Below are 25240 nucleotides of genomic sequence, written 5' to 3' on the forward strand. Positions count from 1 at the left end.
GACGGGCGTTGCGTCACCTCCACTTGATGGAGCAGCCGACGGGAGGCTGCTGGTTCGCCGGACCCTCCCCCGTGTCGGCGATCTGGCGCATCGCCTCCACGAGCTCGCGGGGCGAGCCGGCCGGCGGCGGGCTCGTCTGCCCGGCGTCCAGCCTTCCGCGGTAACGGATGATGCCGGACGCATCGAGCCCGAAGTAGTCCGGCGTCACCCTCGCGCCGTAGGCGGTCGCGACTTCCTGGGCTTCGTCATGCAGGTAGGGGAAGGGGAAGCCGTAGCTGTTCGCGAACACCCCCATGCGGTCGAACGCGTCGGCGGGGTACCGGGTCGCGTCGTTGGAGCAGATCGCCACGAAGCCGAACCCGTCGCCCATGAGGGTGCGCGCGTCGTCCACCATGCGCCGCGCGGACGACACCACGTAGGGGCAGTGGTTGCAGATGAACGCGACGACGGTGCCGCGCGCGCCGGACACGTCGGCGAGGGACACCGCCTCACCTCCGGTCGACGGCAGCGAGAAGTCCGGCGCCGGCATCGATCGTTCGTCCATCTGCAACTCCTTCGTGCGTTGCGCCACGCGCGGTTGTCTCGCACTCGGCGTCAGGGTAGCAGGTCGTGGGCTCAGCCGCAGAGGGCGCGATGACCGAGGCTCCAACCTCCCCACATCGGCCCGACGCGCGACGGGCTGTGGCAGCGCGCGATCGCGGCCTGCGCGACCTCATCATCTACCCCAAGACGCGCAAGCTCATCCTGGTGTGGACGCCCTACGCGCTCGTCGTGGGAGGGCTCGGGCTGTGGCACGTCTCCTCCGCGATCGTCGCCACTGCCGCGGTGGTCTACGGCATCTTGCTCTACAGCCTCATCGAGTACCTGATGCACCGCTTCCTGTACCATTGGGAGCCGCAGAACCGCTGGGTACGCCGGCTGACGGCCGACGTCGGGCGGCACCACATGAACCACCACCGCGAGCCGGCGAAGTACGGCGGCGCCATCAACGGCAATCAAGTACCGGTCGTGATGCTCGCCAGCGCCATCGCCGCGTTCTTCCTGTCGCTCGACGTGGTGCCCGGCTTCGCGCTCATCGCGACGCTCGCCGGCGCCATGAACTACATGACGCAGGAGCTCGTCCACTTCGGCACGCACCAGCTTCCCATGGACAACCGGCTGCTCGCGATCGTGAAGCGGCACCACATGCTGCACCACTACCGCGACGAGAACTCCAACTTCGGCCTGTTCTGGACATTCTGGGACCGCATCTTCGGCACCCGCTACGACGGACGACGTCTCGGCTGACGGGTTCGGGCGATCCGTGCCGCCTCGGCGAAGGCGGAGGGGATAGCGGCCCAGCGCTCGGGGAAGGCGGCGCGCACCTGCGGCGAGGGGTGTGCGCAGGCGACGGCCGGCAGCCCGGCGATGCCGCCGAGCCGCCACGCCCGCTCCGCGGTGCGGCCGAGGGTGACGACGACGGCAAGGCGGGGCATGAGCGGGAGCAGCGCGCCGAGCGCCTGTGCCCCTCGGGCGAGCTCGGCGCGGCGCACGACGGGCGTCCCGTTCCACCACGGCACCGCGTTCCACAGCAGCGTGGCTGCGCGGTCGATGCCTGCAGCCGCCGTCATCGCGCGCAGCGCCCGCGAGGTGCCCGAGGGGTTGTCCCGGCTAACGAAGCCGGTCGCTGCGCCCGCTCCGGGCTTCTCCAGCAGGAACAGCATGGTCGCCTCGACCCCGCCGTCGCTGGGGTCCGGCATGGGCACCGGCCCGTCGCGGGACAGCGCCGCGGCCAGCTCGGCCAGCGGAGCGACGTGCAGCTCGCCAAGCCGGCGGCGGCGCTCCGCGACGGCCTCCGGTGTGGATAGCTCGCTCGCGGTTCCTGGGGTCAATCGCCACGCCGTCATCGCTTTCGCCTTGTGGAGGCGCTACTTACGGTCGCTTGATCGGGGGGACCATCCCGCGACCTACCGGTCGGGACGGGCGGCGAAGGAGCCTATGGCGGAGAAGGACCTCTTCGGCGACGAGCCGTCCGACGCGCGCAGCCCTCGCAGCACTGCGAGCTCTGGTCGGCGCACGTCGACGCCGAGCCGCGAGAAGGCACGGGGCACCGCCGCGCCATCCGACGCCGAGGCAGGCTACACCGCCGCCGACATCGAGGTGCTGGAAGGCCTCGAGCCGGTCCGCCGCAGGCCCGGCATGTACATCGGCGGCACCGACGAGCGCGCCCTCCATCACCTGTTCGCCGAGGTGCTCGACAACGCCATGGACGAGGCCGTCGCCGGCCACGCCTCGTGGATCGAGGTCCGCCTCACGCCGGACCTACTCGCCGTGTCCGACAACGGCCGCGGCATCCCCGTCGAGTCGCATCCGCGCTTTCCCGACCGGTCGGCGCTCGAGGTCATCATGACCACGCTCCACGCGGGCGGAAAGTTCGATTCCAAGGCCTACGAGGCGTCCGGCGGGCTGCACGGCGTCGGGGTCTCGGTGGTGAACGCGCTGTCGGAGGAGCTCGTCGTCGAGGTCGCGCGGGGCAAGAAGCTCTACCGCCAGAGCTTCTCCAGGGGACTTGCGACGAGCGCGCTCGAGGAGGTGGGCGCGGCGCCGAACCGGCGCGGCACGACGGTGGCCTTCCGCCCCGACCCTGAGATCTTCGGCTCCCTCGCCTTCGATCCGTCCCGCCTGTTCGCCCAGACGCGGGCGAAGGCGTACCTGTTCGCGAACGTCGAGCTGCGGTGGCGCGCCGATCCGGAGCTCCTGACGGGGCCGAAGGCGCCGCCGGCCGAGGCGACGTTCCGCTTTCCGGGCGGCCTCGCCGACTACCTGGCCGACGAGCTGAGGGGCCGGCCCACCGTCTTGGACGGCCTCTTCGCCGGCACCGCTGGGACGCCCGGCACGCGCGGCGCGGTGGAGTGGGCCGTCGGCTTCGTCCCCGTGGACGAGTTCGTCCGCTCCTACTGCAACACGATCCCGACCCCGGAGGGCGGCACCCACGAGGCGGGGCTGCGCACCGCGCTCCTCAAGGGCCTGAAGTCCCACGCCGAGCGGGTCGGACACAAGAAGTCGGCCCAGGTCACCGGCGAGGATGTGATGGACGCCTGCGCGGCCATGCTGTCGGTCTTCGTGCGCGAGCCCGAGTTCGTCGGCCAGACCAAGGACAAGCTCTCGACCCAGTCGGCGACGCGCCAGGTGGAGGCTGCGGTGCGCGAGGCGTTTGAGGAGTGGCTGGCGTCCGACGCCGCGCGCGCCGGCCTCGTGCTCGACGCCGTCGTCGAGAAGGCCGACGAGCGGCTGCGGCGCCGGGCTGAGAAGGACGTCGCCCGGCGCTCCGCCACGCGCCGCACGCGCCTGCCCGGCAAGCTCGCCGACTGCACGCAGGGCCGCGCGGAGGGCACCGAGATCTTCATCGTGGAGGGCGACTCGGCCGGTGGCTCGGCCAAGCAGGCGCGCCAGCGCGCGACCCAGGCGGTGCTGCCCCTGCGCGGCAAGATCCTCAACGTCGCGAGTGCTGCGCGGGAGAAGGTGATGGCGAACCAGCAGCTCGCCGACCTCGTGCTCGCGCTGGGCTGCGGCGTCGGCCGCGACTTCGACCTCACCAAGCTGCGCTACGAGAAGGTCATCGTGATGACCGATGCCGACGTCGACGGCGCGCACATCGCCTCGCTCCTCATCACCTTCTTCTACCGCGAGATGCGCACCCTCGTCGACGCGGGCCACCTCTACCTCGCCGTGCCGCCGCTCTACCGCCTGACCCAAGGCGCCAAGACGCTCTACGCCCGCGACGACGCCCACCGGGAGGCGCTGATGGACGAGTTCAAGCGCGACAAGCCGATCGACGTCGGCCGCTTCAAGGGGCTCGGCGAGATGATGCCGGCGCAGCTCAGGGAGACCACGATGGACCCGGCGACCCGCACGCTGCTGCGCGTCGCCATCCAGGCGGAGGGCGAGGCGACCGGCCTCGCGGTGGACCGTCTCATGGGCAACAGGCCGGAGGCCCGCTTCGCCTTCATCCAGGAGAACGCCGCCTTCGCCTCCGCCGACGCGCTCGACATCTGAGCGCGCTCGGAGCGAGCATTTTCTCGCGCCGGGAGAGCAGCTAAACGTTCGGTGGGGAGGACCACGCCATGGCCGACGTCACGCTCTACACCAACCCCATGTCGCGCGGGCGGATCGCCCGGTGGATGCTGGAGGAGGCCGGCGCGCCCTACGAGGTCGTGGTGATGCCCTTCGGGCCGGACGGCACCCAGGGCGCCGACTTCCGCGCCATCAACCCCATGGGCAAGCTGCCGACGATCCGCCACGGCGGCAAGGTAATCACCGAGGCTGCCGCCATCTGCGCCTACCTTGCCGACGCGTTCCCGGACGCCGGCCTCGCCCCGCCGCTTGCCGAGCGCGCCTCGTACTACCGCTGGCTGTTCTTCGGCGCGGGCTGCATCGAACCCGCCGCCACCGCGCGGGCGCAGAAGACCGTCGTCCCGCCCGAAGCCTCGTCGATGATCGGCTGGGGCTCGCCCGAGCGCGTCTTCGACACCTTGGAGGAGGCGCTGGCGGGCAAGGACTACATCGCCGGGTACGAGTTCAGCGCGGCGGACGTCTATGTCGGATCCCAGGTCCTGTGGGGTCTGCAGTTCGACACCATCGACCGCCGTCCCGCCTTCGAGGCTTACGCCGCGCGCGTCGCGGATCGCGATGCCTACCGGCGGTCCAACGAGCTCGACGACGCGGACGCCGCCGCCATGTCCGCGTGAGCGGCACCGAGCTCGCGATCGGCCCTGTCACCCTCGAGGGCGAGCACGTGCGCCTCGTGCCGCTCTCCCAAGAGCACCATGATGGGCTGGTTGACGCCGTGCGGTCCGGCGACGTGTGGCGGTTGTGGGTGACGAGCGTCCCCTCGCCCGAGGGCATGGCCGCCGAGATCGACCGCCGTCTCGGCCTCCAGGAGGCAGGCTCGATGGTCCCCTTCACCGTGCTTGGACCGGACGGACGCGTCGAGGGGATGACGACCTACATGAACGTCGACCGCACCCACCATCGCGTGGAGATCGGCTCCACCTGGTACGCCGCCCGCGTCCAGCGGACGGCGCTGAACACACAGGCCAAGCGGCTCCTCCTCGCCCACGCGTTCGAGGCGCTCGGCTGCATCGCGGTGGAGCTGCGCACCCACGCCATGAACCGCGCGAGCCGGCGTGCCATCGAGCGGCTCGGCGCCAAGCTCGACGGCGTCCTGCGCAGCCACATGATCCTACCCGACGGCTCGCTGCGCGACACCTGCGTCTACTCGATCCTCGCCCACGAGTGGCCGGCCGTCCGCGCCAACCTCGACGCCGCGCTGTCGCGCCCACGGACCTGAACGTGGCGCCTGGCGCGCGGTCGCGATAGGACCGACGCCCCGGGGGGCGCCATGGACTGGACCGAGACGCTGGATGGCTACTGCGAGCGGCTCGGTCCCGGCTTCTGGGCCGAGCCGGTCAACGCCGTCACCAACGCGGCCTTCATCGCCGCCGCGGCGGTCGCGGTCGCGGTTGCCGCGCGCGAGGGACGGCGGGACGCGGCGATCCCGGTCCTCGTCGCCATCCTCGTCGCCATCGGCATCGGCTCGTTCCTGTTCCACACGGTGGCGACGCGCTGGGCGCTCCTTGCCGACGTCGTCCCCATCCAGCTCTTCATCGTCGCCTACTTCGCCCTCGCGATGCGGCGCTTCGCGGGGATGCCGTGGTGGGGCGCCGCCCTCTCGACGGCGGCCTTCATGGTGTTCTCCGTGTTCGCCGGCGGCCTCCTCGGACGCGTCGCGGGCGAGGCGCTTAACGGCTCGGAGGGGTACGTGCCGCCGCTCGTGGCGCTCTTCGCGGTCGGCATCGTCCTGCGCGCTGCGGGACGGCGCGCGGCTGGCGGGGCGCTCGTCCTTGCGGCGGCGATCTTCGCGGTCTCGCTGGCGTTCCGCACCGTCGACATGGCGGTGTGCAAGGACTTCCCCCTCGGCACGCACTTCGCCTGGCACACCTTGAACGGGCTGCTCCTCGGCGTCCTCGTCGTCGCGATGATCCGCCACGGCGCGCCGCGACGGGCCTAGCTTGAGGGCGCCGCAAGGGCGATGGCGAGGAAGTCGTCCGCCTTGAGGCTCGCGCCGCCCACGAGGGCGCCGTCCACGTCGTCGACGGCGAGGAGCTCGGCCGCGTTGTCCGGCTTCACCGAGCCGCCGTAGAGGATCGGGACGGTGGCGGCGAAGCGGGCGTCGAGCGCGTCGCGGATCGCCCCGTGCATCGCCGCGACGTCCCGGGGCGACGGCGTGCGCCCCGTGCCGATCGCCCACACCGGCTCGTAGGCGACGACGAGCCGGCCGGCGTCGAGGACGCCGGCACCGAGCCTTCGAGCTGGCGGCGCACCACGGCCTCCGCCTCCCCCGCGTCGCGCTGGGCCTCGCTCTCGCCCACGCACACGACTGGCGTCGAGCCCGGCGCGCTGGGCGGCCGCCGCCTTGCGCGCGACGAGCTCGTCCGTCTCGCCGTGGTCGGCGCGGCGCTCCGAGTGGCCGACGATGACCGCAGTCGCGCCGCACGCCGCCAGCATCGCGGCCGAGATGTCTCCGGTGTGCGCGCCTTTCTCCTCGGGGTGGCAGTCCTGCGCGCCGATGCGCAGCTTCGACACCGTCGCGCGCTCGGCGAACCGCGCGATGAGCACCGCGGGCGGGCACACCAGGAGGTCGACGCCGCGCGACATGACCTCCGGAGCGCGTGCGATCATGCGGCCGAGCTCGTCCATCGCGTCCGGCATGCCGTTCATCTTCCAGTTGCCGGCGATGAGCATTCCCGTCCCTCCCTCACGCACCGCCCCGCGCGGCTTGCGAGGGTCTGCCCCCCTCCTTATCATCGTGGGGACGCGGCGAAAGCGGGCCGCGACCCTCCAGTCAGCGCCGCAACGTCCTTGAGGGGAGCAGCGGCAACCGGCGAAGGCCTATGTTGAATGCGTTGCGGCGAGGCGCGAAGGGCGTCTTCGCCAAGATCCTGATCGCCGTGCTCGTCCTCTCCTTCGCGGTGTGGGGCGTCGCCGACTTCGTCAACCAGGTCGACCCCAACGAGGTCGCCCGCGTGGGCGACACGCCGGTGACGGCCGCCGAGTTCGACCGCGCGTGGCGCCTGCAGTCGGCCCGCTTCGCCCAGCAGCTCGGCCGGTCGCTGACGCCGGACGAGGCGCGCGCCATCGGCCTGCCGCAAGGGGTCCTGCAGGGGCTCGTCACCGAGGCGCTGCAGGTGGATGCCGCCCGCGACCTCGGCATCGACGTCAGCGACGAGGCGCTCGCCGAGCGCATCCGTACCAGCGAGCGGTTTGCGCCCGGCGGGCAGTTCGACAGGACCGCGTTCGACCGCTTCCTCGCCGACTTCAACTACGGAGAGGCCGAGTTCATCGAGCTCCAGCGCGACGCCACCGTCCAGGACCTTTGGGTCAACAGCCTCGTCGGAGGCGTGACGGCGCCGACGGCGTACCTTGAGGCGATGAACCGCTATGCGAACCAGACCCGCCAGGTCGCGACGTTCACGCTGACTGACGACGCGCTGGGCACCATCGAGGACCCCTCCGAGGACGAGCTGCGCGCGTACTACGAGGCGAACCAGGACCGCTTCCGCGCGCCCGAACGGCGCACCTTCTCGACGGTGACGCTGTCGCCCGAGGCGCTCGCCGAGCCGGACGCCGTCTCGGCCGAAGCGGTGCGTCGCGCCTACGAGGCGGAGGGCGCCTACGGGGGGGTCGAGCGGCGGCGCGTGCAGCAGGTGATCCTCGAGGATGGCGCCCTCGCCCAGCGCGCGGCCGACGCCGTCAACGACGGCACCGCGTTCGCCGTCATCCTGCGCGAGCTGGACCGCAAGTTCGCCGACGTGGACCTCGGCCTCGTCGAGGAGGGCGACATCGTCGACGACGCCGTCGCGGAGGCGGCGTTCGCGCTCGAGCCGCGCCGCGCTACGGTGGTCGACGGCCGGTTCGGACCCACGCTCGTGCGCGTGTCCGAGGTCGAGCCGGCTGCCAAGCAGCCGTTCGAGGCGGTTGAGGACGAGATCCGCCTCTCGCTCGCCCTGGACGAGGCGGTGAGCCAGGTCCGCGCCCTGTCCGACAGCGTGATCGATGCCATCGCCGGCGGGGCGCCGGTCGCCGAGGTGGGCGAGCGTTTCGACCTTCCCGTGCGCACCGTCGAGGCGCTCGACCGGAACGGCGTCGCTGCCTCGGGCGAGGCGGCGGAACCGCTCCCCTCGCAGGGGGTGCTCGACGCCGCCTTCGCCGCCGCTGCGGGGGACGACGCGGTCCCCGTCGAGGAGGGCGGGGCCTCGACCACGTGGGTGCAGACCGACACCGTCATCGAGGCCGCGGTCCGTCCGTTCGAGGACGTGGCCGGGGACGTCCTCCTCGCCTGGACCGAGGCCCAGCAGGCCGAGCGCCTTGCCGCGGTAGCCGAGGAGGCCGCCGAGGCGGTGCGCTCCGGCACGCCGATGGCGGACATCGCCGCACGCTACGGCGCCGGGGCGACGACGAGCGAGCCGTTCAGCGCGGGCGCGCCGCCTGAGGGCATGGCCGACGCCGTCGCCGCCGAGGCGTTCGCCGGACCCCTCGGTCACGTCGCTGCCGTGCGGGGATCCGGCGTCACGCAGGTCGTCGTCGAGGTCGTCGACGTGTCGGAGCCCGCGTTCTTCGAGGACGCCGCGGAGGTCGCCCCCATCCAGCGCCGGCTCAACGACGGGATCGCGAACGCGCTGCTCTACGACCTGTTGACCGCGCACCAGGCCGAGGTCGGCGCGACCGTCAACCAGCCCATCGTCGACCGCGTGATCGGCGTCGGGTCGGGCCGGGGCTGATGCCGGCGAGCGGCGCGATCCTGCGTCCCAGCGATCCGGGACCGTTGGGGGCCGTGCGCGGTGGCTGACCTCAAGCGCCTCATCGCCAAATTGGCAGGGGGTGAGTTCCTGTCGCGCGCCGAGGCGTCGGAGGCCTTCGCCGTCCTCATGTCCGGCGAGGCGACGTCGGCGCAGATCGGCGGGTTCCTGATGGGCCTCAGGGTCCGCGGCGAGACGGTGGACGAGATCACCGGTGCGGTGGAGGTCATGCGCGCGCGCATGACGAAGGTCGAGGCGCCCGACGGCGCCATCGACATCGTCGGCACCGGCGGCGACGCCTCGGGCAGCTACAACGTCTCCACCTGCGCCGCCTTCATCGTCGCCGCCGCGGGGGTGCCCGTCGCCAAGCACGGCAACCGTGCGATGTCCTCCCGCTCCGGTGCGGCGGACGTCCTGTCCGCCCTGGGGGTCGCCCTCGACCTGTCGCCGGAGGGGGTCGCCACCTGCATCCGCACCGCCGGCATCGGCTTCATGTTCGCGCCGGCGCACCATGCCGCGATGCGGCACGTGGGTCCGGCCCGCGCAGAGCTTGGCACGCGAACGGTGTTCAACCTCCTCGGTCCGTTGTCGAACCCTGCGGGCGTGACGCGGCAGGTCACCGGCGTGTTCGCCCGCGCCTGGGTGCGCCCCCTCGCCGAGGTGCTCCTCGCCCTCGGCGCGGAGCGGGCGTGGGTGGTGCACGGCGCCGACGGGCTGGACGAGCTGACGACGACCGGGCCGACCCACGTCGCCGCGGTGCAGGACGGCGCCGTCACCGAGTTCACCGTGTCCCCGTCCGACGCCGGCCTCGCGACCGGGGAGGCGGCGGCCCTCGTCGGCGGCGACGCCGCGCAGAACGCCGCGGCGCTCGAGGCTGTGCTTGCGGGGGAGCTAAATGCCTACCGCGACATCGCCTGCCTGAACGCCGCGGCGGCGCTCGTCGTGGCCGAGCGCGCTGGCACGCTTGCGGAGGGGTACGCACTCGCGACCCGGCTGGTGGACGACGGCGCGGCGGCGGACCGGCTCGCGGCGCTGCGGTCCGTGTCGCAGGCCGCGGCAACGACGGCCGACGCATGACCGCGCCCGGCCTCCAAGCGCGGCCGAGGCCCGGGCGCGCGGCGCACGGGGGCTGAGGATGGACCGCCCGCCCGACATCCTCGCCCGCATCGAGGCCTACAAGCGCGAGGAGATCGCTGCGGCGCGGCTCGTGGAGGACGCCGCCGAGTGGCGCGCGAGGGCGCTCGACGCACCCCCGCCGCGCGACTTCGTCGGGGCGCTGCGGCGGGAGGCGAGCGCAGGCCGTCCGGCGCTCATCGCCGAGGTGAAGAAGGCGAGCCCATCGAAGGGGCTCATCCGGGCGGACTTCGACCCTGCGCGCCTCGCGCAGGCCTACGCCGAGGGTGGCGCGGCGTGCCTGTCGGTGCTCACCGATGGCCCGTCCTTCATGGGGAGCGCCGAGCACCTCGTCGCTGCGCGGGCTGCGGTCGACCTGCCGGTCCTGCGCAAGGACTTCCTCTACGTGCCCGAGCAGGTGTTCCAGGCACGCGCGTGGGGCGCCGACTGCATCCTCGTCATCCTCACCGCGGTGGACGACGCCACCGCCCGAGCGCTGGTCGAGTGCGCGGGCGAGCTCGGCATGGCGACGCTGCTCGAGGTGCACGACGAGGCCGACCTTGCCCGCGCGCTCGCCCTCCCCTCGCCCCTCGTCGGCATCAACAACCGCGACCTGCGCACCTTCGTGACCGACCTTGCTGTCACCGAGCGGCTCGCGGCCGGCGTGCCGGCGGACCGCGTCGTCGTCGCCGAGTCGGGGATCGCGAGCGCCGCCGACGTGGCGCGCCTGACCGCCGCTGGTGCGGCTGCCTTCCTGGTCGGTGAGAGCTTGATGAGGCAGGGCGACGTGACCGGCGCGACGCGGGCCCTTCTCGGACACCGGCTGACCCACCTTCGCGCCGATGGCGCCGCCCACATGGTCGACGTCGGGGGCAAGGGCGCGACCCAGCGCGTCGCCGTCGCCGAGGGGACGGTGCGCATGGCAGCCGCGACCCTCGACGCGATCATGGCCGGCAACGTCGCGAAGGGCGACGTGGTCGCGGTGGCCCGCGTCGCCGGGATCATGGCCGCCAAGCGCACCGCCGACATCGTGCCCCTGTGCCATCCCATCGGCCTCGACGCCGTCTCGGTGGAGCTCGAGCCGGACCGCGCCTTGCCCGGCTACAGGGTCCGCGCCCGGGCCGCCACCTCCGGCCGAACTGGCGTCGAGATGGAGGCGTTGACCGCGGTCTCGGCTGCGTGCCTCACGCTTTATGACATGGCGAAGGCGCTCGACCGCGCGATGGTGATCGGCGACCTGCGGCTCCTTGAGAAGTCCGGCGGCCGGTCGGGCGACTACCGAGCCCCTTGACCGAGGTGCGCCCCCAACCGCTCGCGGCAACGGCGCCCTCGCGCACGACTCCGGCCCGACGGCCGACGCGCGGTCGGCGAGGCGACCGGTGATCAGCGTCGACGAGGCGCAATCTGCCCTCATCGCCGCCGCCCCCTCGATGCCGGGCGAGGCGGTGCCGCTGGCGGACGCGGTCGGCCGCGTCCTGCGCGAGCCCGTCGTCGCGCTGCGCACGCAGCCGCCGTTTCCCTCCTCCGCGATGGACGGTTACGCCGTGCGCGCCGCCGACCTGAGGGGCCCGGTGCGCGTCGTTGGCGAGGCGGCGGCAGGGCGTCGCTGGTCCGGCGTCCTCGGCCCACGCGAGGCGGTGCGCATCTTCACCGGCGCACCCGTCCCGGACGGGGCCGACGCGGTCCTGATCCAGGAGGACGCGACGCGCGAGGGCGACAGGCTGACCGCCCTCGCCGCCGTCGCGCCCGGCGACCACGTGCGCGCCGAGGGCCTCGACTTCCGCTCCGGCGACGGGCTCGTCGACGCGGGGACGACCCTCGCCGCGCGGCACGTCGCCCTCGCCGGCGCCGCCGGGCACGCGAGGCTCGTGGTCGCGGCGAGGCCGCGCGTCGCGCTGCTCGCCACCGGGGACGAGCTGGTGCTCCCCGGGACTCCGGCGGGTCCCGACCAGATCGTGGCCTCCACCTCGGGTGCGCTGGCGGCGATGCTGCGCGAGGCAGGATGCGACGCCGTAGACCTCGGCATCGCGCTCGACGATCGGCGCGAGCTCGCGAGCCGCGTCGGCGAGGGTACGACCACCGCCGACGTCCTCGTCACGCTGGGGGGCGCGTCGGTGGGCGAGCACGACCTCGTCCGCCTCGCGCTCGCCGACATCGGCGTGACGCCGGACTTCTGGCGCGTGGCCGTGCGACCGGGCAAGCCGTTGATGTTCGCGTCCCGTCCGCCCGTCCTCGGCCTGCCGGGCAACCCCGTCTCGGCGATCGTCTGCGCCATCCTCTTCCTGATCCCGTTCGTGCGGGCGATGCAGGGTGCGAACGACCCGCTGCCGCCCACCGTCGAGGGCACCCTCGGCGCGCCGGTGGGCGCCAACGGCCCGCGGCGCGACCACATGCGCGCGCGCCTCGAGGCTGGACGGGTCGTCCCGTTCCCCGTGCAGGACTCCTCGATGCTGTCGACGTTGTCCCAAGCGGACGTCCTCTTGGTGCGCCAGCCCCGAGCGCCTGCCTCGGAGGCCGGCGCTCCATGCTGCTACATCCCGCTCTGACCGATCGACGCCCGACGTTCCAACGGGAACGGGGTTGTAGAACACACGATGAACGTGTACCAACACGATGAAGTGATTCGCGCACCAAAGCCGGCTGTGCCCGGGATAGGACCCCACGCGCCATGCTGACCAAGAAGCAGTACGATCTCCTCATGTTCATACATGAGAGGATGAGCGCGACCAGCGTGCCGCCTTCGTTCGAGGAGATGAAGGATGCTTTGGACCTCAAGTCGAAGTCAGGCATCCACCGGCTCATTACGGCGCTGGAGGAGCGCGGGTTCATCCGCCGCCTGCCCAACCGGGCGAGGGCGTTGGAGGTCCTGCGTCTGCCTGAGAGCCTGTCGCGCTCGGAGCCCGCTCCGCCGCGGCAGCGGGGCTTCCTGCCGTCGGTGATCGAGGGCTCGCGCGAGCCGGTCGGCCTGAAGCGGCCGCCATTGCGCCCGGTGAGCGCGGCGACCGACGTCGTCGACGTGCCGCTGATGGGCCGCATCGCCGCCGGCGTCCCGATCGAGGCGATCCAGCAGAAGGGACCCACGGTCCACCTGCCGGCGGACATGCTGGGTCCCGGCGAGCACTTCGCCCTGGAGGTCCGCGGCGACTCGATGGTCGACGCGGGCATCCACGACGGCGACACGGTCATCGTCCGCCGGACCGACCGAGCGGAGACCGGCGAGATCGTCGTCGCGTTGATCGATGACGAGGAGGCGACGCTGAAGCGCATCCGCAAGCGCGGGAACACGATCGCGCTGGAGGCGGCGAACCCTCAGTTCGAGACGCGCATCTTCGGCGCCGACCGGGTGCGGATCCAGGGCCGCCTCACCGCGCTCCTGCGGCAGTACTGACGGGGCCGCACCAACCCACGGCCGGCGCGGCTCCCTCGCTGGACCGGTGGCGCTGGGAAGCCCAGCGCCACGGATTCCGGGGGGCCGTTCAGGCGAAGGCGATGTCGTCGACGTCGAAGGACGTCGCACCGAGGAGGAGGACGCTGCTTCGGTCCCCTCGGACGCCACGCGGAACAGGAGGCCGTCCGCGGTCGGGCTGATCGTCAGGTCCTGGAGCTGCCCGTCGGCATAGGCCAACGCGTCCCTCTCTCCGTCCCAGTCCGCCACGGTGTCCTGGCCGGACATGCCCGTGAACGAGAAAACGTCCGCGCCGCTGCCGCCCGACAACAGGTCGTCGCCGGCGCCGCCGAAGAGCCGAACGCGCCCGTCGCCGCCGAACAGCGGCGCCTGCCACGTCGGTGACCTTTAGGTTGTCAATGGCCCACCACCGGCCGTTGTGGCTGACGACCTCGAAGTTCAGCGCGGCGCTCGACGCGCCGTCGGGGTTGCCGAGCTCGAGGAGGAGCAGCACCTCGATGGGGTCGCCGCCGTCGTAGGACAAAGGTGAGGCGGGCCACCTGCGCGTCCTCCGGCCGACGAGTTGTCGAACGCAACCCGCACTGTCCCGGTGGCGACGCCGGTGAGGTCGATGGCGGGCGTCGTGAGCGCCGCGTCGAACTCGTCAGGGTCGACGTCGCCGATGTCGTCGTACTCGTCGGGATCGGCGACGGGAAACGTTGGAGAAGAGTACTTCGGCTGGACCTTCCTCGACGTCGCGTCGTGGACCGCGAGCGCCGGCGACCAGCGACGCGACGAGTTCACCAGCGCCACCAACGTCGTCGCCGTCGCCGACCCGGACCAGGACGACGACGGCCTCGACATCGACCCCGATCAGTACGACGCCGCGCTCGTCAGTCCGACCATCGAACCCGCCGGCACGCCGGGCGAGAAGATCCGCATCCAGTTCGACTCATCCTGGCGTCCCTAGGACACACAGGAGGCCGGCCTCCTGGTCGCGTTCGACGGTGGCGAGCTCCAGGAGGCGTTGCGCTGGTCATCCGATCCCGCGAGCCCGGACTTCAAGCCGGACGCGACCAACGGGGCGATCCCTCCTCGACGTCGACCGCCCGGCCGGTGCGAGCGGCATGCAAATGATCTTCGACATGCCCCAGGCCGGCAACGACTGGTGGTGGGCGGTGGACAACATCGCGGTCTCGCTGGTGAAGATTGGCGGGGACCACTGCGTCACCCTCCTGGCGGAGGACTTCGACGGACTGAGCCGCCCCCCCTCGGGGACCTGGTTCTCGAACGTCCAGCCCTCCGGGGAACCTCGGTCCAGTCCGTGCCGTCGCCACCCGACTCGGTCGAGCTCACGTACGGCACGAGCGCGCTGGCGAGGCCCTCCCACTCCTCCGCGAACACCTCGGTGAGGCTCAGGGCTTCCTCGGTCCGGAAGTTGAGGGTCCCCGGATCGGCGATGCCGCTGAACGCGTTCGCCTCTCAAGTGACGCTCGGCAGGTCAGTCAAGGCGCCCGCGTCGATGGTCACGTAGTAGCTCTGCCTCGCGCGAGGTCTTCGGGCAGGTCGACGGTGAGCGTGCTGCCGTCGACGGCGACGTTGGCCGACGCGACGTCGACGCTCTGGACGAGCATGCCTCCGGCCGCCTCACGGACGGCGATCGTCCCCGTTCCGAGCTGGATGGCCTCGCTGAACTCGATGACGAGGTCGGTGCCTACGGGGACGAACTGCGCCTCGTCGGTGGGCGTGAGGAAGTCGGCAACGACCGGGGGCAACGGATCGCCGCCACCCTCCAGCACCGAGCCGCTCTCGAAGCCACCGCGGTCGAAGCCGATGCCGAGGTGGTCGAGGATGGTCGGCGCGACCGAGTCGCCGGCACCGCCTCGTCGAGGTTCTGCAGGTCCCGGTTGCCCGGTGTTGATCGGCGCCCAGTTGACGATGGACGCGATCTGCGCGTCCGCGAAGGCGGCATCCACGCGTTCGAACACGCTGTCGACGCCGCAGCGATGGGCTCGTCGTTGTTCGTCGGGATGCCGTGCGTGTCCACCCAGACGCCGCTCAGCCGACCATACGGCCGTGGGTAGGTGCGCTCGGTGACACGCACGCGAAGGTTGCTTCCACCTTTCTGACAGGTGAGGCAGCCGCCCGCCGTGCGCCCTAGCGGTCGCGGCTAATCGCCCGCGGCTGCGGCTCCGCTTGCGAAGAGCGCGTCGACCTCGCTCGGTGCGAAGCCCGCGGCGAGGAGCGAAGCGCGTCCCCCCTCGCCCACCCGCGGCGGCGTCGCACGCTCCAACGGGCGCGCCGACGGCGGCGGCAGCGCCGGCAGCCGGGTCGCCGGCAGCCGTCCGAGGCCGGGCAGCTCCTGCCAACCGATCGCCTCGACGGAGCGCACCTGAGGATCGTCGAAGAGGTCGTCGTAGGTGTTGACCGGCGCGTTCAGGATGTCCGCCTCGGTGAGGACGTCCTGCCAGTGGCGCGTCGGGCGCGCCTCGATGAGCGGGGCGACGAGGGCGTTGAGCTCCGCGGCGTGGGACAGCCGCGCCGACTCCCCCGCGAAGCGTGGGTCGCCCGCCCACGGCGGACCGTCGAGGACCCGGCACAGCGCCGCAAAGTGCGCGTCGCGTCGTGCGTTCAGGCTGAGGTAGCCGTCAGCGGTGCGGAACGTACCGACGGGCGCGCCCACCGGCGCCACGGCAGCGCCGTCGCGCACCTGGGCGACGAGGCGCGACTCCTGCAACGCCATGGCGCACTCGAGGAGGCTCGTCGTGACGTGGGCACCCTCACCCGTCACCGCCCGGCGGTAGAGCGCCGCACCCACGGCCTGGGAAAGGTAGAGCCCCGTCGCCATGTCGATGGCGAGGATGCCGACGCGTTGCGGGACGCCCTCGCGATCCCGGTTGATCGCCATGAAGCCGGTGAACCCCTGCATCACCGTGTCCGTCGCTGGCCGGTCGCGGTACGGACCCGTCTCGCCGAAGCCCGTCACGGTGGCGTAGATCACCGACGGGTTGACCGAGGCGACGCTCGCACGGTCGAGGCCGAGCCGCCCGGTGACGCCGGGCCGATAGTTCTCGACCAGCACGTCGGCGCGGCGGGCGAGGCGCTGCGCCGCCTCGCGACCGGCCGCGGACTTGAGGTCCAGCGCAAGGCTGCGCTTGCCGCGGTTCAGCGCGATGGCCTCGGCCGAGAAGTCCCCCTCCCGCCGGCCGAGGCCACGGCTCCAATCGCCGCCCATCGGCTCGATCTTGAGGACGTCGGCGCCGTGCTGGGCGAGGAGCATCCCGCAGTAGGGCGCGGCGACGCCCTGGGCGAGTTCAAGGACGAAGAGACCCTTGTAGGCGTCGCTCACCGCGCCGACTTGTCGAGGAACGCGCGCACCGCGTCCCGGTGCTCGTCCGTCGCGTAGCAGATCGCCTGCGCCTCCGAGCCGAGGGCGAACACCTCCTCGGCGGTGAGGTCGAGGGCGCGGTTGAGGATCGACTTGGCGAGGGCGAGCGCGATGGGCGAGCCCCTCGACAGCTCAGCGGCCCAACCTTGCGCGGCGGGGACCACGTCGTCCGCATGGCGGTCGGCGAGGCCGATGGCGAGCGCCTCCGCGGCGTCGATGGTCCGGGCCGAGTAGATCAGCTCCTTGGCGCGCGCGAGGCCGACGCGGCGTGGCAGGAAGTAGAGCCCACCGCCGTCCGGGATCAGCCCGCGCCGCAGGTACGCCATGGCGAAGGTCGCGTGAGGGCCCACCATCACGAAGTCGCACGCAAGGGCGAGGTCGCAGCCGAGGCCCGAGGCCGGCCCGTTCACCGCGGCGACGACCGGCTTGTCGAGCCCGTGCACGGTCGCGATGAGGCGGTGCGTGCGCTTCTGCCGGCGCCACCCGTTGAAGCCGACGCGGCCCTGCGGCGCGTCGAGGCGTGCGCGCATCCCGGCGATGTCGCCGCCGGCGCAGAACGCGGGGCCCGCGCCGGTGAGCACCACCGCGCGGACCGCCTCGTCGGCGCCGACCCCCTCCAACGCGTCGATCAGCGCGCCGCGGGTCGCGTCGTCGACGGCGTTGCGCTTGTCGGGACGGTTCAGCGTCACCGTCGCGACGCCGTCCGCCACGCTCGTAAGGACGGCCTCGCCGTTCATCCCCGCCGCACGCTCCCCGAGGCGTCTACTGGACCCAAGGCGACTTGTCCCAGATCGCCTGCATCTCCTGCTTCGTCTCCAGCATGTGCGCCTTGTAGTCGTCGGGCGGCATGTAGTTGAGCGGCAGCTCCTGGTCCTTCGCCGCCTCGAGGAACTCCGGGTCCTCCATCATCCTCGCCACGGCGTCGGTGAGCGTCTCCTGCGCGTCCTCCGGGATGCCGGCGGGCGCGGCCATGCCACGGTCCGACCCGGACACCACGGGATAGCCGAGCTCCGTGAAGGTCGGCACGTCGGGCAGCCCATCCCAGCGCTCCGCGCTCATGGTGCCGAGGATGCGCAGCTGGCCCTCGCGCACGTACGGCGCCGCCTCGCCGATGCCCATGACGCTCGCCGCCACGTGCCCACCGAGGAGCGCGGTGCGGTTCGGCGCGGCGCCGGGGAACGGCACGTGGGTGACCTCGAGGTCGGCCATGTTGAGGAAGCGTAGGAACGAGGTGTGCGTGGCACCGCCGAGCGAGGAGTTGCTCACCGGCATCGCGCCTGGGTTCTCCTCAACGTAGGCGATGAAGTCGTCGAGCGTCTCGAACTCGGAGTCGGCGCGCACGATGAGCGAGGTGGGGTCCGACACGACGTTGCCGATCGGCGCGAAGCTGTCGATCGTGTAGTCGGGCTCGCGCTGGATGATCGGGTTGATGAACGAGGGGATGTTCAGCATCCCGATGGTGTAGCCGTCCGGCTCGGCGGTCGCGATCGCGGTGAAGCCGAGCTCCCCTCCGGCGCCGGGCCGGTTCTCCACCGTCACCGAGACCGAGTTGCCGAGGTACTTCTCGAGGAACGGCGCCATCGTGCGCGCCATGACGTCGGTGCCGCCGCCGGCCGAGTAGCCGACGATCACCGTGATGTCGCGTTCCGGATAGTCCGCGAGCGCCGCGCCGAACGAGGCGAGCGTCGAGGCCGCGGCGAGCGCGATGGTCGAGCCGATCTTGTGGTGCATGCGTCCTCCCTTCGGGCGCTGGCGCGCGCCCTTGAGCCGGCGAGCCGGCGCGCCGTCGTTGGCGGCGTCGCTCGAGCTTACGGTGGCTGCACGGCCGATGACAACCGAGGAGGCTTTCGCGCCGTCGCGCCAGCGGCTACGCGACGGGGTGCGAACGGGGACCGACGGACGGATGAACGACGACGCGATGATGCATGCGGCAGCCCTCCTCGCTGCGAAAGACGACCACGACCCGGCCGACGTCCTCGGCGCGTTCGAGGGGGCCGCCGAGCGCTTCATGACCCCGTGCAGCGAGGGCACGATGCTCTGGCACGCCTTCGGCGACGGTCCGCCGCTTGCCCTGTTTCATGGCGGTCACGGGTCCTGGCTGCACTTCCTGCCCATGATCCCTGCGCTCGCGGCGCATCGCCGGCTCCTCCTTCCGGACCTCCCGGGCTTCGGGGGTTCGGCCGATCCGCCGACCATGCCCGACGAGGGCGTCGGGCTGGCCGACGCGGTTTCGCAGCCGGTCGAGGAGGGGCTGCTGCAGATCGTCGGTGACACGGCGCCGCTCGCCATCGGCGGATTCTCGTTCGGCGCCGTCGTCGCCTCGCGCATCGCAGCGCGCCTCGGCGAGCGGGTCTCCCACCTCGTCCTCATCGGTGCTCCGGGCCTCGGGCTCGCCATCGCCGAACGTCCGCCGCTGCACAAGGTGCGCGGCGTCGACGCGGCGTCGCTCGAAGCGGTGCACAGGGCAAACCTCGCTGCGCTGATGATTGCCGACCCCGCCAACATCGACCGCCTCGCGGTCCGCATCCAGGCGACGAACGTGCCGCGGGCGCGCACGCCGAGCCGCCTCGCCTCGCGCACCACGGCGCTGCGCGACGCGTTGCCGAACGTCGCCGCACGCGTCGTCGCGATCTACGGCGAGCGGGACGTCGTCGCTCCGCAGCACGACGAGCGTGAGGCGTTGATCGCCTCGCTTGCCCCCGGCGCCCGGCAGCACGTGCTGCCGGGGATCGGGCACTGGGCGCCCTACGAGGCGCCCGACGACGTGGCGCAGCTCATCCTGGAAGAGCTCGGCGCGCCGGCGCCCGCGCGCGCAGACCCACCCTTGTAGGCCGGCGGAGCGGTCGGCTAGGCTTCGCACAACGACGAAGCCCGGCCAAAGGCGCCGGCTCGCAGGAGGGAACGTCATGCCGGCATCCAGCCGCACGCAGCCCGCGTGACCTACGCCAAGGACCGCATCGCGGCGCTGCTCCTCCTCGCCCTGGCGGTGGCGGTGTTCGTTGCCGCCGGTGGGCTGCCGTTCAAGTCGCTGCTCTTCCCACGCATGATCGCCGTGGTGATGGCGATCGGCGCCGTCCTCATGTTCCTGCGCACGGTCCGCCTCGGCGGAGCTCCCGCGGCGGCCTCAGACCCCACGCTCGGCGAGCCGTTCTTCCGCAACGCCGGCCGCTTCGCGCTGACGGTCGTCGCGCTGGCGCTCTACCTCGCCGGGATCGACGTCCTCGGCTACTTCAGCGCGACGGTCGTCCTCGTCGTCGCCCTGTCCCTGGCGCTCGGCTTCCGCGACGGCGTAACGCTCGGCCTTTCCACGGTGCTGTTCGTCGCCTTCGTGTGGTTCGTCTTCGTTTGGATCTTCGAGCGGCCGCTGCCCAAGGGGCTCCTCGCATGACGCGCCGGATGGGTTGATCCCATGTTCGAGGGCCTCATCAACGCGCTCCCCCTCGTCTTTGCCCCGACGAACGCGCTGGCGATGGTGGGCGGCGTCGCCCTCGGCATCGCCATCGGTGCGCTGCCCGGGCTGTCGGCGACCATGGGGATCGCCGTCCTCATCCCCCTCACCTTCGGGCTCGACCCCATGGTCGGCCTCGGCATGATGGCCGGCATCTACAACGGCGCGATGTACGGCGGCGCGATCCCCGCCGTCCTTTTGCGCATCCCCGGGACGCCCGCCTCCATCGTGACGACCTTCGACGGCTACCCCATGGCCGAGCGCGGCGAGGCGGGCCGCGCGCTGCAGATCGCCGTCGTGTCGTCCGCGCTGGGCGGCATGGTGAGCGCCATCGTGCTGATGACGCTGGCGCCGCCGCTCGCGCGGGTGACGCTGGCGTTCGGGCCGGCGGAGTACTTCTGGGTTGGGATGTTCGGGCTGTCGGCGATCGCGGTCTTCGTGGGTAAGAACCCGGTGAAGGGCATCCTGTCGGCCTGCATCGGCCTCCTCATCGGCACGGTGGGGATCGACACCATCACCGGCGCCGAACGCTTCACCTTGGGCATGCTGGAGCTCCACGACGGCTTCCACATCGTCGTGCTCCTCACCGGGCTCTACGCGGTGCCGCCGGCGCTCGCGATGGCCGAGGAGGCCGTCATGACCGGCATCGACCGCGCTAAGCTGGCCGTGGGCGCGACCCACGGGATGTTCGACGATTGGCGCCGCCTGTGGCGCACCTGGGTCCGCTCGTCGGTGATCGGCGTGTTCGTCGGGCTGCTGCCCGGCGCCGGCGGCAACATCGCCGCGTTCCTGTCCTACAACGAGACGAAGCGCGCCTCGCGCGATCCGGACAGCTTCGGCAAGGGCAACCCGGAGGGCGTCGCCGCCGGCGAGTGCGGCAACAACGCGGACAACTCCGCCGCGCTGGTCCCCGCTTTGACGCTCGGCGTCCCGGGGAGCTCGGTGGCCGCGGTCATCCTCGGCGGCCTCCTCATCCACGGCCTGCAGCCGGGCCCGGCGCTGTTCCGCGACCACGCCGACATCGTCTACGGCTTCATGATCCAGATGTTCCTGACCTCGCTCCTCCTGTTGTTGATCGGCGGGATCATCGGCACGCGCATCTTCATCCACGTCCTGCGGCTGCCGCGCGTCCTCCTCGTCTCCCTCATAGCGGGGCTGACGGCGGTCGGCGTCTACTCCATCAACAACTCGATGTTCGACCTCTGGATGATGCTCGGCTTCGGCCTCGTGGGCTACGCCATGGAGCGGCTCGACTTCCCGCTCGCGCCGGCCGTGCTCGGCCTCATCCTCGGGCCGATGGCGGAGGAGAACATGCGCCTCGCGCTGCTCATCGGGCAGAACGACTGGACGATGTTCGTGACGCGGCCGATCTCGCTCACCATCGCGGTGCTCACCGTCCTCGTCCTCGCCTTCCCCCTGGTGCGCGACGCGCTGTCCAGGCGCCGCGCGGCGCCCGCCTAGAGCATCCTGGGTCTTCTCAGACCCAGACAAGATGCTCTAGCTCCCTGATTAAGAGCGGTTTGGGGTTTGGTGGTTCCACCTAACCCCAAACCGCTCTAGCCCCGCGCGGTGGCGCGCTCGGCGGGCCGTGTGCCCGGCAGGTCGAGGGACTTGCGGCGCTCCAGGCCCCAGAGCGCGGCGAGGAGCGCCTCGGCGTCGGCCGCGGCGAGGACGCTCCCGGCGAGCTCGCGGAACTTGTCGGACACCTCTTCGTCCGTCAGCTGCATGTCAGGGTCGCCCTTGCGCGTCGGCTGCAGCAGCTCGTGCACCGTGCCGCCGGCCGTGATGCGCACCCGCGCGGCACGCTGGCCGGGGAAGCGCGCGTCGAGCGCCTCGTCGACGGCGACCGACACCCTGCCCATGAGGTCGCGCACGGTGGGGTCAGCGATGCGCGCCGGCTCGAAGGCGGCGAGGCGCACCGAGCCGTGCACCAGGGCGTGGGCGACGACGTAGGAGAGCGAGAACTTCGCCTCCTGCGGCGTGTGGGGATCGGAGCGGGCGCAGATGTCCACCGCCGGCTTGTAGGTGCCGACCTCCACCCGCTCGACGTCCTCGGCGGCGAAGCCGTACTCTCCCTGCAGCGCGAGCGCACCGTCGATGGCGGCGAAGGTGTGCCCGCAACATCCGTGGTTCTTGAACGTGATCTCCTCGATGAGGAAGCGCTCCCCAAGCCCCGCGGTGGCGCGTGACCAGTCCGCGTTGCCGCTCATCGCGACGCCCATGCCGACGGGGCCATCGAGCACGTCGAGCGCGCCGGTGACGCCCTCGGCGGCGGCGAGCGCGCTGGTGACGCCGGCCTCCGCGGCGTGGCCGGCGTGGATGGGCTTTGCCATGCCCTCACCACGGAACGCCTGCTGAAGCCCCGCCGCCATGGTCGCCGCGTTGGCCAGGGCATGGGCGGTGCGCGTCGCGTCGAGGCCGAGGACGAGGCAGCTCGCGGCGCTCGCCCCGAAGGTCGCCATGGTCGCCGTCGCATGCCACAGCGCGTAGTGCTCGCGTCCCATGGCGAGGCCGATGCGGGCCGACACCTCGTATCCGGCGACCACCGCGCGCAGGAAGGTGTCGCCGTCGGCCCCCTCGCGCTGGGCGACGGCGAGCGCAGCGGCGATGGTCGCGCAGCCCGGATGGACGGCGCTGTCGCGGTGGATGTCGTCGAACTCTGCCGTGTGCGAGGCGGCACCGTTGAGGAAGGCTGCCGTGCGCACCGGCGCATCGGTACCGTCCGGGTAGACCGCCGCGCGGCCGTGGCCCAGCTCCTCGGCGAGGGCGCGGCGCAACATCGGGCACGGGTCCTGGACCGAGCCGGGATAGAGCGCGGCGAACCAGTCGATGACGGCGCGCTTGGCGTGGTGGACCGTCGACGGGGGGAGCGGCCGCTCGCGAAGGTCGGCGACGGCGCGGGAGAGTTCGGCGAGCGGCATGGGAGCCTCCGTTCGGCAGCGTCGGGCGAGAAACCACGTTGCGGGCCGATCGCCGGGCGTGCGAGAGCCTAGCACATGCCAACCGCCGTGCGTGCGATGCCCAGCCGTCCCGAATGAGCGTCACCCTCGCCGTCATGGAGGGCGACGGGATCGGCCCGGACGTCGTCGCGGCGACGCTCACCGTGTTGCGTGCGGCGGACGAGCGCCACCGCCTCGGCCTCGCCTTCGACGCGGTGCCCGTTGGCCGCGCGGCCATCGAGGCGCAGGGCTCGTCCTGGCCGGAGGGGACCGAGGCTCGCATCGCCGCCGCGGACGGCGTGATCCTCGGCCCGGTGGACGGTTACGCGTACCCCGCGGGGCAGCCGAGCCCGTCCGGCAAGACGCGGCAGACCCTCGACCTCTTCGCCAACATCCGCCCGGCGCGGCCGCGGCTGCCGGAGGCCGCGCGAGCGTTCGACCTCGTCATCTACCGCGAGAACACCGAGGGCTTCTACGCGGCGCGCTTCATGGCGGCCGGCACCGGCGAGTTCGCGCCGACGCCGGACGTGGCGCTCGCCGTGCGCAAGATCACCCGCGCCGCGAGCCTCAGGATCGCCCGCGCCGCCTTCGCCGCGGCCGAGCGTCGGCGTGGGCGCGTCACCGCCGTCCACAAGGCGAACGTCCTTTCCCTCACCGACGGCCTGTTCCTGCGCTCGGTGCGCGAGGTCGCCGCCGAGCACCCGCGGGTGGAGCTCGACGAGGTGATCGTCGACGCGATGGCGGCGCTCCTGGTGCGCGACCCCGCGCGCTTCGACGTCGTCGTGACGACCAACATGTTCGGCGACATCCTGTCCGACCTCGCCGGCGAGCTCGCCGGCGGGCTCGGGCTCGCGCCCGGGCTCAACGCGTCCGAGTCGCACGCCGTGGCGCAGGCGGTGCACGGCGCGGCGCCCGACATCGCGGGACGAGGCATCGCGAACCCCGCGGCGCTCATCCTGTCCGCGGCGCTGCTCCTTGCCTGGCTCGGCGAGCGGCGCGGCGACGGCGCGCTCGGCGAGGCTGCGCACGCGGTGGAGGCGGCGGTCACGGACGCGCTCGCCGACCCCATGGTGCGCACGCCGGACGTCGGCGGACTGGGCACGACCCAAGGCTTCGCCGAGGCCGTGGCCCGCCGCGTCGCCGGTTAGGCGAGCTCGCGCCGCCGGGCTGCGAGCGAGCCTGCCTTCATCACGCTGCCGGGGAGCGGGTGCCCCACGACCTCCTCGGCGAGCCGCGCGGCGGCGGACAGCGCCTCGAGGTCGAGGCCCGTCTCGATGCCCATCTCGGCGCACAGGAAGGCGAGGTCCTCGGTGCACACGTTGCCGGCCGCGGCCGTGTGCCCGGCGAACGGGCACCCGCCGAGCCCCGCGATGGAGGCGTCGAAGATCGCGACCCCCATCTCGAGCCCGGCGTAGGCGTTGGCGATCCCCATGCCGCGCGTGTCGTGCAGGTGCAGCGCGACCTGAAGCTCCGGCCAGCGCTCGCGCACCGCGCCGACCAGGCGGCGCACCCGGTCGGGCGTCGCCCAGGCCATGGTGTCGGCGAACGAGTAGACCTTGATCGCGACGCCGTTCGCCGCGGCGATGCGCATGGTCTCCTCGACGAGGTCGAGCACCCGCGCGACCGGCACGTCCCCCTCGAAGTTGCAGCCGAACGCCGCCATCATCGACGCGCGCTCGACCTTGAGCCCCGCGGCGAGGTAGCGCTTCACCATGCGGTCCTGGACCACGGTGTTCTCGGCGAACCCGCGGTTCTGGTTGCGCCACATGAACGCCTCGGACGCGCCCATGGAAATCGAACCAGCAAGGTCGAGCGTGCCCACCGCGAGCGCCCGCTCGAAGCCCCGCTCGTTCAGCCACAGCGCGGTGTAGGCGACGCCCTCGTGCCGCGCGAAGCCCGTCGCCACCGCGTCGGCGTCGGCCATGCCGGGCACGCGCTCGGGGTTCACGAACGAGCACACCTGGATCTGGCGGAGGCCGGTCTTGGACAGGGCGTCGACCAGCGCGATCTTGGCGTCGGTGGCGATCGGTCCGCGCTCGAACTGGAAGCCCTCGCGCGGCCCTTCCTCGTTGATCCGCACCTGCGTCGGAACGTCCGTCATGGCAGCTCTCCCCGTTGGGTCGCGCTGGA

24 protein-coding genes and 2 pseudogenes are annotated in these 25240 nt (G+C 72.3%); 16 read left to right on the forward strand and 10 right to left on the reverse strand.

Translation table 11 applies throughout. The features are described from left to right. Nucleotides 1–13: 13 nt before the first annotated feature. The gene (locus ACOOE8_RS06350; RefSeq protein WP_420394000.1) at nucleotides 14–544 is read right to left on the reverse strand and encodes a thioredoxin family protein; all 531 of its coding nucleotides are present in this window, start codon (nucleotides 542–544) and stop codon (nucleotides 14–16) included. 89 nt (nucleotides 545–633) lie between these two features. Here ACOOE8_RS06350 and ACOOE8_RS06355 point away from each other — a divergent pair, with 89 nt between their 5' ends. Continuing rightward, nucleotides 634–1287, forward strand: a complete 654-nt coding sequence (locus tag ACOOE8_RS06355; RefSeq protein WP_420394001.1) for a sterol desaturase family protein — start codon at nucleotides 634–636, stop codon at nucleotides 1285–1287. Here ACOOE8_RS06355 and ACOOE8_RS06360 read toward each other — a convergent pair. Next, the gene (locus ACOOE8_RS06360; protein ID WP_420394002.1) at nucleotides 1263–1886 is read right to left on the reverse strand and encodes a uracil-DNA glycosylase; all 624 of its coding nucleotides are present in this window, start codon (nucleotides 1884–1886) and stop codon (nucleotides 1263–1265) included. The genes ACOOE8_RS06355 and ACOOE8_RS06360 overlap by 25 nt on opposite strands. Nucleotides 1887–1977: 91 nt before the next feature. Between ACOOE8_RS06360 and parE the strand changes: the two genes are divergently transcribed. From parE to ACOOE8_RS06380, 4 genes are all read left to right on the forward strand, one after another. Next, nucleotides 1978–4035, forward strand: coding sequence for a DNA topoisomerase IV subunit B (parE, locus tag ACOOE8_RS06365; RefSeq protein ID WP_420394003.1), 2058 nt, complete (start codon nucleotides 1978–1980; stop codon nucleotides 4033–4035). 68 nt (nucleotides 4036–4103) lie between these two features. Then, on the forward strand, nucleotides 4104–4727 hold the full coding sequence (locus ACOOE8_RS06370) for a glutathione S-transferase family protein (RefSeq protein WP_420394004.1): 624 nt from the start codon (nucleotides 4104–4106) through the stop codon (nucleotides 4725–4727). Further along, on the forward strand, nucleotides 4724–5329 hold the full coding sequence (locus tag ACOOE8_RS06375; protein WP_420394005.1) for a GNAT family N-acetyltransferase: 606 nt from the start codon (nucleotides 4724–4726) through the stop codon (nucleotides 5327–5329). Before ACOOE8_RS06370 ends, ACOOE8_RS06375 begins: the two co-directional genes overlap by 4 nt. Nucleotides 5330–5380: 51 nt before the next feature. Further along, nucleotides 5381–6049 (forward strand): ceramidase domain-containing protein, encoded by a 669-nt coding sequence (locus ACOOE8_RS06380; protein WP_420394006.1) that lies wholly within the window; start codon nucleotides 5381–5383, stop codon nucleotides 6047–6049. Here ACOOE8_RS06380 and tpiA read toward each other — a convergent pair. After that, on the reverse strand, nucleotides 6046–6783 hold the full coding sequence (gene tpiA / locus ACOOE8_RS06385; protein WP_420394007.1) for a triose-phosphate isomerase: 738 nt from the start codon (nucleotides 6781–6783) through the stop codon (nucleotides 6046–6048). The genes ACOOE8_RS06380 and tpiA overlap by 4 nt on opposite strands. Nucleotides 6784–6932: 149 nt before the next feature. Here tpiA and ACOOE8_RS06390 point away from each other — a divergent pair, with 149 nt between their 5' ends. From ACOOE8_RS06390 to lexA, 6 genes and pseudogenes are all read left to right on the forward strand, one after another. Continuing rightward, on the forward strand, nucleotides 6933–8819 hold the full coding sequence (locus ACOOE8_RS06390; RefSeq protein WP_420394008.1) for a SurA N-terminal domain-containing protein: 1887 nt from the start codon (nucleotides 6933–6935) through the stop codon (nucleotides 8817–8819). Nucleotides 8820–8879: 60 nt separating this feature from the next. Beyond that, nucleotides 8880–9914: an anthranilate phosphoribosyltransferase gene (gene trpD, locus ACOOE8_RS06395; protein ID WP_420394009.1), complete on the forward strand. Its 1035-nt coding sequence runs from the start codon at nucleotides 8880–8882 to the stop codon at nucleotides 9912–9914. A gap of 58 nt (nucleotides 9915–9972) precedes the next feature. Next, nucleotides 9973–10764, forward strand: a pseudogene (trpC, locus tag ACOOE8_RS06400) (indole-3-glycerol phosphate synthase TrpC); the annotation flags it as partial. A 42-nt stretch (nucleotides 10765–10806) separates the two neighbouring features. Further along, nucleotides 10807–11241: a cyclic pyranopterin monophosphate synthase MoaC gene (gene moaC / locus ACOOE8_RS06405; RefSeq protein ID WP_420394642.1), complete on the forward strand. Its 435-nt coding sequence runs from the start codon at nucleotides 10807–10809 to the stop codon at nucleotides 11239–11241. Between the two features lie 88 nt (nucleotides 11242–11329). Next, nucleotides 11330–12496: a gephyrin-like molybdotransferase Glp gene (glp, locus tag ACOOE8_RS06410; RefSeq protein WP_420394010.1), complete on the forward strand. Its 1167-nt coding sequence runs from the start codon at nucleotides 11330–11332 to the stop codon at nucleotides 12494–12496. A 122-nt stretch (nucleotides 12497–12618) separates the two neighbouring features. Continuing rightward, the gene (gene lexA, locus ACOOE8_RS06415) at nucleotides 12619–13338 is read left to right on the forward strand and encodes a transcriptional repressor LexA (protein WP_420394011.1); all 720 of its coding nucleotides are present in this window, start codon (nucleotides 12619–12621) and stop codon (nucleotides 13336–13338) included. Between the two features lie 336 nt (nucleotides 13339–13674). Here lexA and ACOOE8_RS06420 read toward each other — a convergent pair. Beyond that, a pseudogene (locus tag ACOOE8_RS06420) lies at nucleotides 13675–13719 on the reverse strand (hypothetical protein); the annotation flags it as partial. Between the two features lie 298 nt (nucleotides 13720–14017). Here ACOOE8_RS06420 and ACOOE8_RS06425 point away from each other — a divergent pair. Continuing rightward, the gene (locus tag ACOOE8_RS06425) at nucleotides 14018–14305 is read left to right on the forward strand and encodes a hypothetical protein (RefSeq protein ID WP_420394012.1); all 288 of its coding nucleotides are present in this window, start codon (nucleotides 14018–14020) and stop codon (nucleotides 14303–14305) included. Nucleotides 14306–14861: 556 nt separating this feature from the next. On the opposite strand, the gene ACOOE8_RS06430 is transcribed toward ACOOE8_RS06425, so the two are convergent. The 4 genes from ACOOE8_RS06430 to ACOOE8_RS06445 all read right to left on the reverse strand — a co-directional run bounded on the left by ACOOE8_RS06430 (nucleotide 14862) and on the right by ACOOE8_RS06445 (nucleotide 18454). Continuing rightward, nucleotides 14862–15323 carry an Ig-like domain-containing protein gene (locus ACOOE8_RS06430; protein WP_420394013.1) on the reverse strand — a complete coding sequence of 154 codons (462 nt, stop codon included), beginning with the start codon at nucleotides 15321–15323 and terminating at the stop codon, nucleotides 14862–14864. Nucleotides 15324–15505: 182 nt separating this feature from the next. Further along, complete coding sequence (locus ACOOE8_RS06435; RefSeq protein WP_420394014.1) at nucleotides 15506–16684, reverse strand: CaiB/BaiF CoA transferase family protein; 1179 nt, start codon at nucleotides 16682–16684, stop codon at nucleotides 15506–15508. After that, a complete protein-coding gene (locus tag ACOOE8_RS06440; protein ID WP_420394015.1) occupies nucleotides 16681–17460 on the reverse strand; it encodes an enoyl-CoA hydratase/isomerase family protein in 780 nt (259 codons plus the stop codon). Before ACOOE8_RS06440 ends, ACOOE8_RS06435 begins: the two co-directional genes overlap by 4 nt. 25 nt (nucleotides 17461–17485) lie before the next feature. Next, nucleotides 17486–18454, reverse strand: a complete 969-nt coding sequence (locus ACOOE8_RS06445; RefSeq protein ID WP_420394016.1) for a tripartite tricarboxylate transporter substrate binding protein — start codon at nucleotides 18452–18454, stop codon at nucleotides 17486–17488. A 172-nt stretch (nucleotides 18455–18626) separates the two neighbouring features. Here ACOOE8_RS06445 and ACOOE8_RS06450 point away from each other — a divergent pair, with 172 nt between their 5' ends. The 3 genes from ACOOE8_RS06450 (at nucleotide 18627) to ACOOE8_RS06460 (ending at nucleotide 21632) form a co-directional block, all read left to right on the forward strand. Then, nucleotides 18627–19553: an alpha/beta fold hydrolase gene (locus ACOOE8_RS06450; protein WP_420394017.1), complete on the forward strand. Its 927-nt coding sequence runs from the start codon at nucleotides 18627–18629 to the stop codon at nucleotides 19551–19553. A gap of 105 nt (nucleotides 19554–19658) precedes the next feature. Next, a complete protein-coding gene (locus ACOOE8_RS06455; RefSeq protein WP_420394018.1) occupies nucleotides 19659–20111 on the forward strand; it encodes a tripartite tricarboxylate transporter TctB family protein in 453 nt (150 codons plus the stop codon). 21 nt (nucleotides 20112–20132) lie between these two features. After that, the gene (locus tag ACOOE8_RS06460) at nucleotides 20133–21632 is read left to right on the forward strand and encodes a tripartite tricarboxylate transporter permease (protein ID WP_420394019.1); all 1500 of its coding nucleotides are present in this window, start codon (nucleotides 20133–20135) and stop codon (nucleotides 21630–21632) included. Nucleotides 21633–21727: 95 nt separating this feature from the next. Here the strand turns inward: ACOOE8_RS06460 and ACOOE8_RS06465 are convergent, their stop codons facing one another. Further along, complete coding sequence (locus ACOOE8_RS06465) at nucleotides 21728–23092, reverse strand: MmgE/PrpD family protein (RefSeq protein WP_420394020.1); 1365 nt, start codon at nucleotides 23090–23092, stop codon at nucleotides 21728–21730. 113 nt (nucleotides 23093–23205) lie between these two features. On the opposite strand from ACOOE8_RS06465, the gene ACOOE8_RS06470 reads away from it, so the two are divergent. Continuing rightward, nucleotides 23206–24258 carry an isocitrate/isopropylmalate family dehydrogenase gene (locus tag ACOOE8_RS06470; protein WP_420394021.1) on the forward strand — a complete coding sequence of 351 codons (1053 nt, stop codon included), beginning with the start codon at nucleotides 23206–23208 and terminating at the stop codon, nucleotides 24256–24258. On the opposite strand, the gene ACOOE8_RS06475 is transcribed toward ACOOE8_RS06470, so the two are convergent. Then, nucleotides 24255–25211, reverse strand: coding sequence for a hydroxymethylglutaryl-CoA lyase (locus tag ACOOE8_RS06475; protein ID WP_420394022.1), 957 nt, complete (start codon nucleotides 25209–25211; stop codon nucleotides 24255–24257). The two genes, ACOOE8_RS06470 and ACOOE8_RS06475, sit on opposite strands and share 4 nt — an antisense overlap. Nucleotides 25212–25240: the final 29 nt, after the last annotated feature.

Source organism: Acuticoccus sp. (assembly GCF_965213555.1).
Taxonomy (GTDB): domain Bacteria; phylum Pseudomonadota; class Alphaproteobacteria; order Rhizobiales; family Amorphaceae; genus Acuticoccus.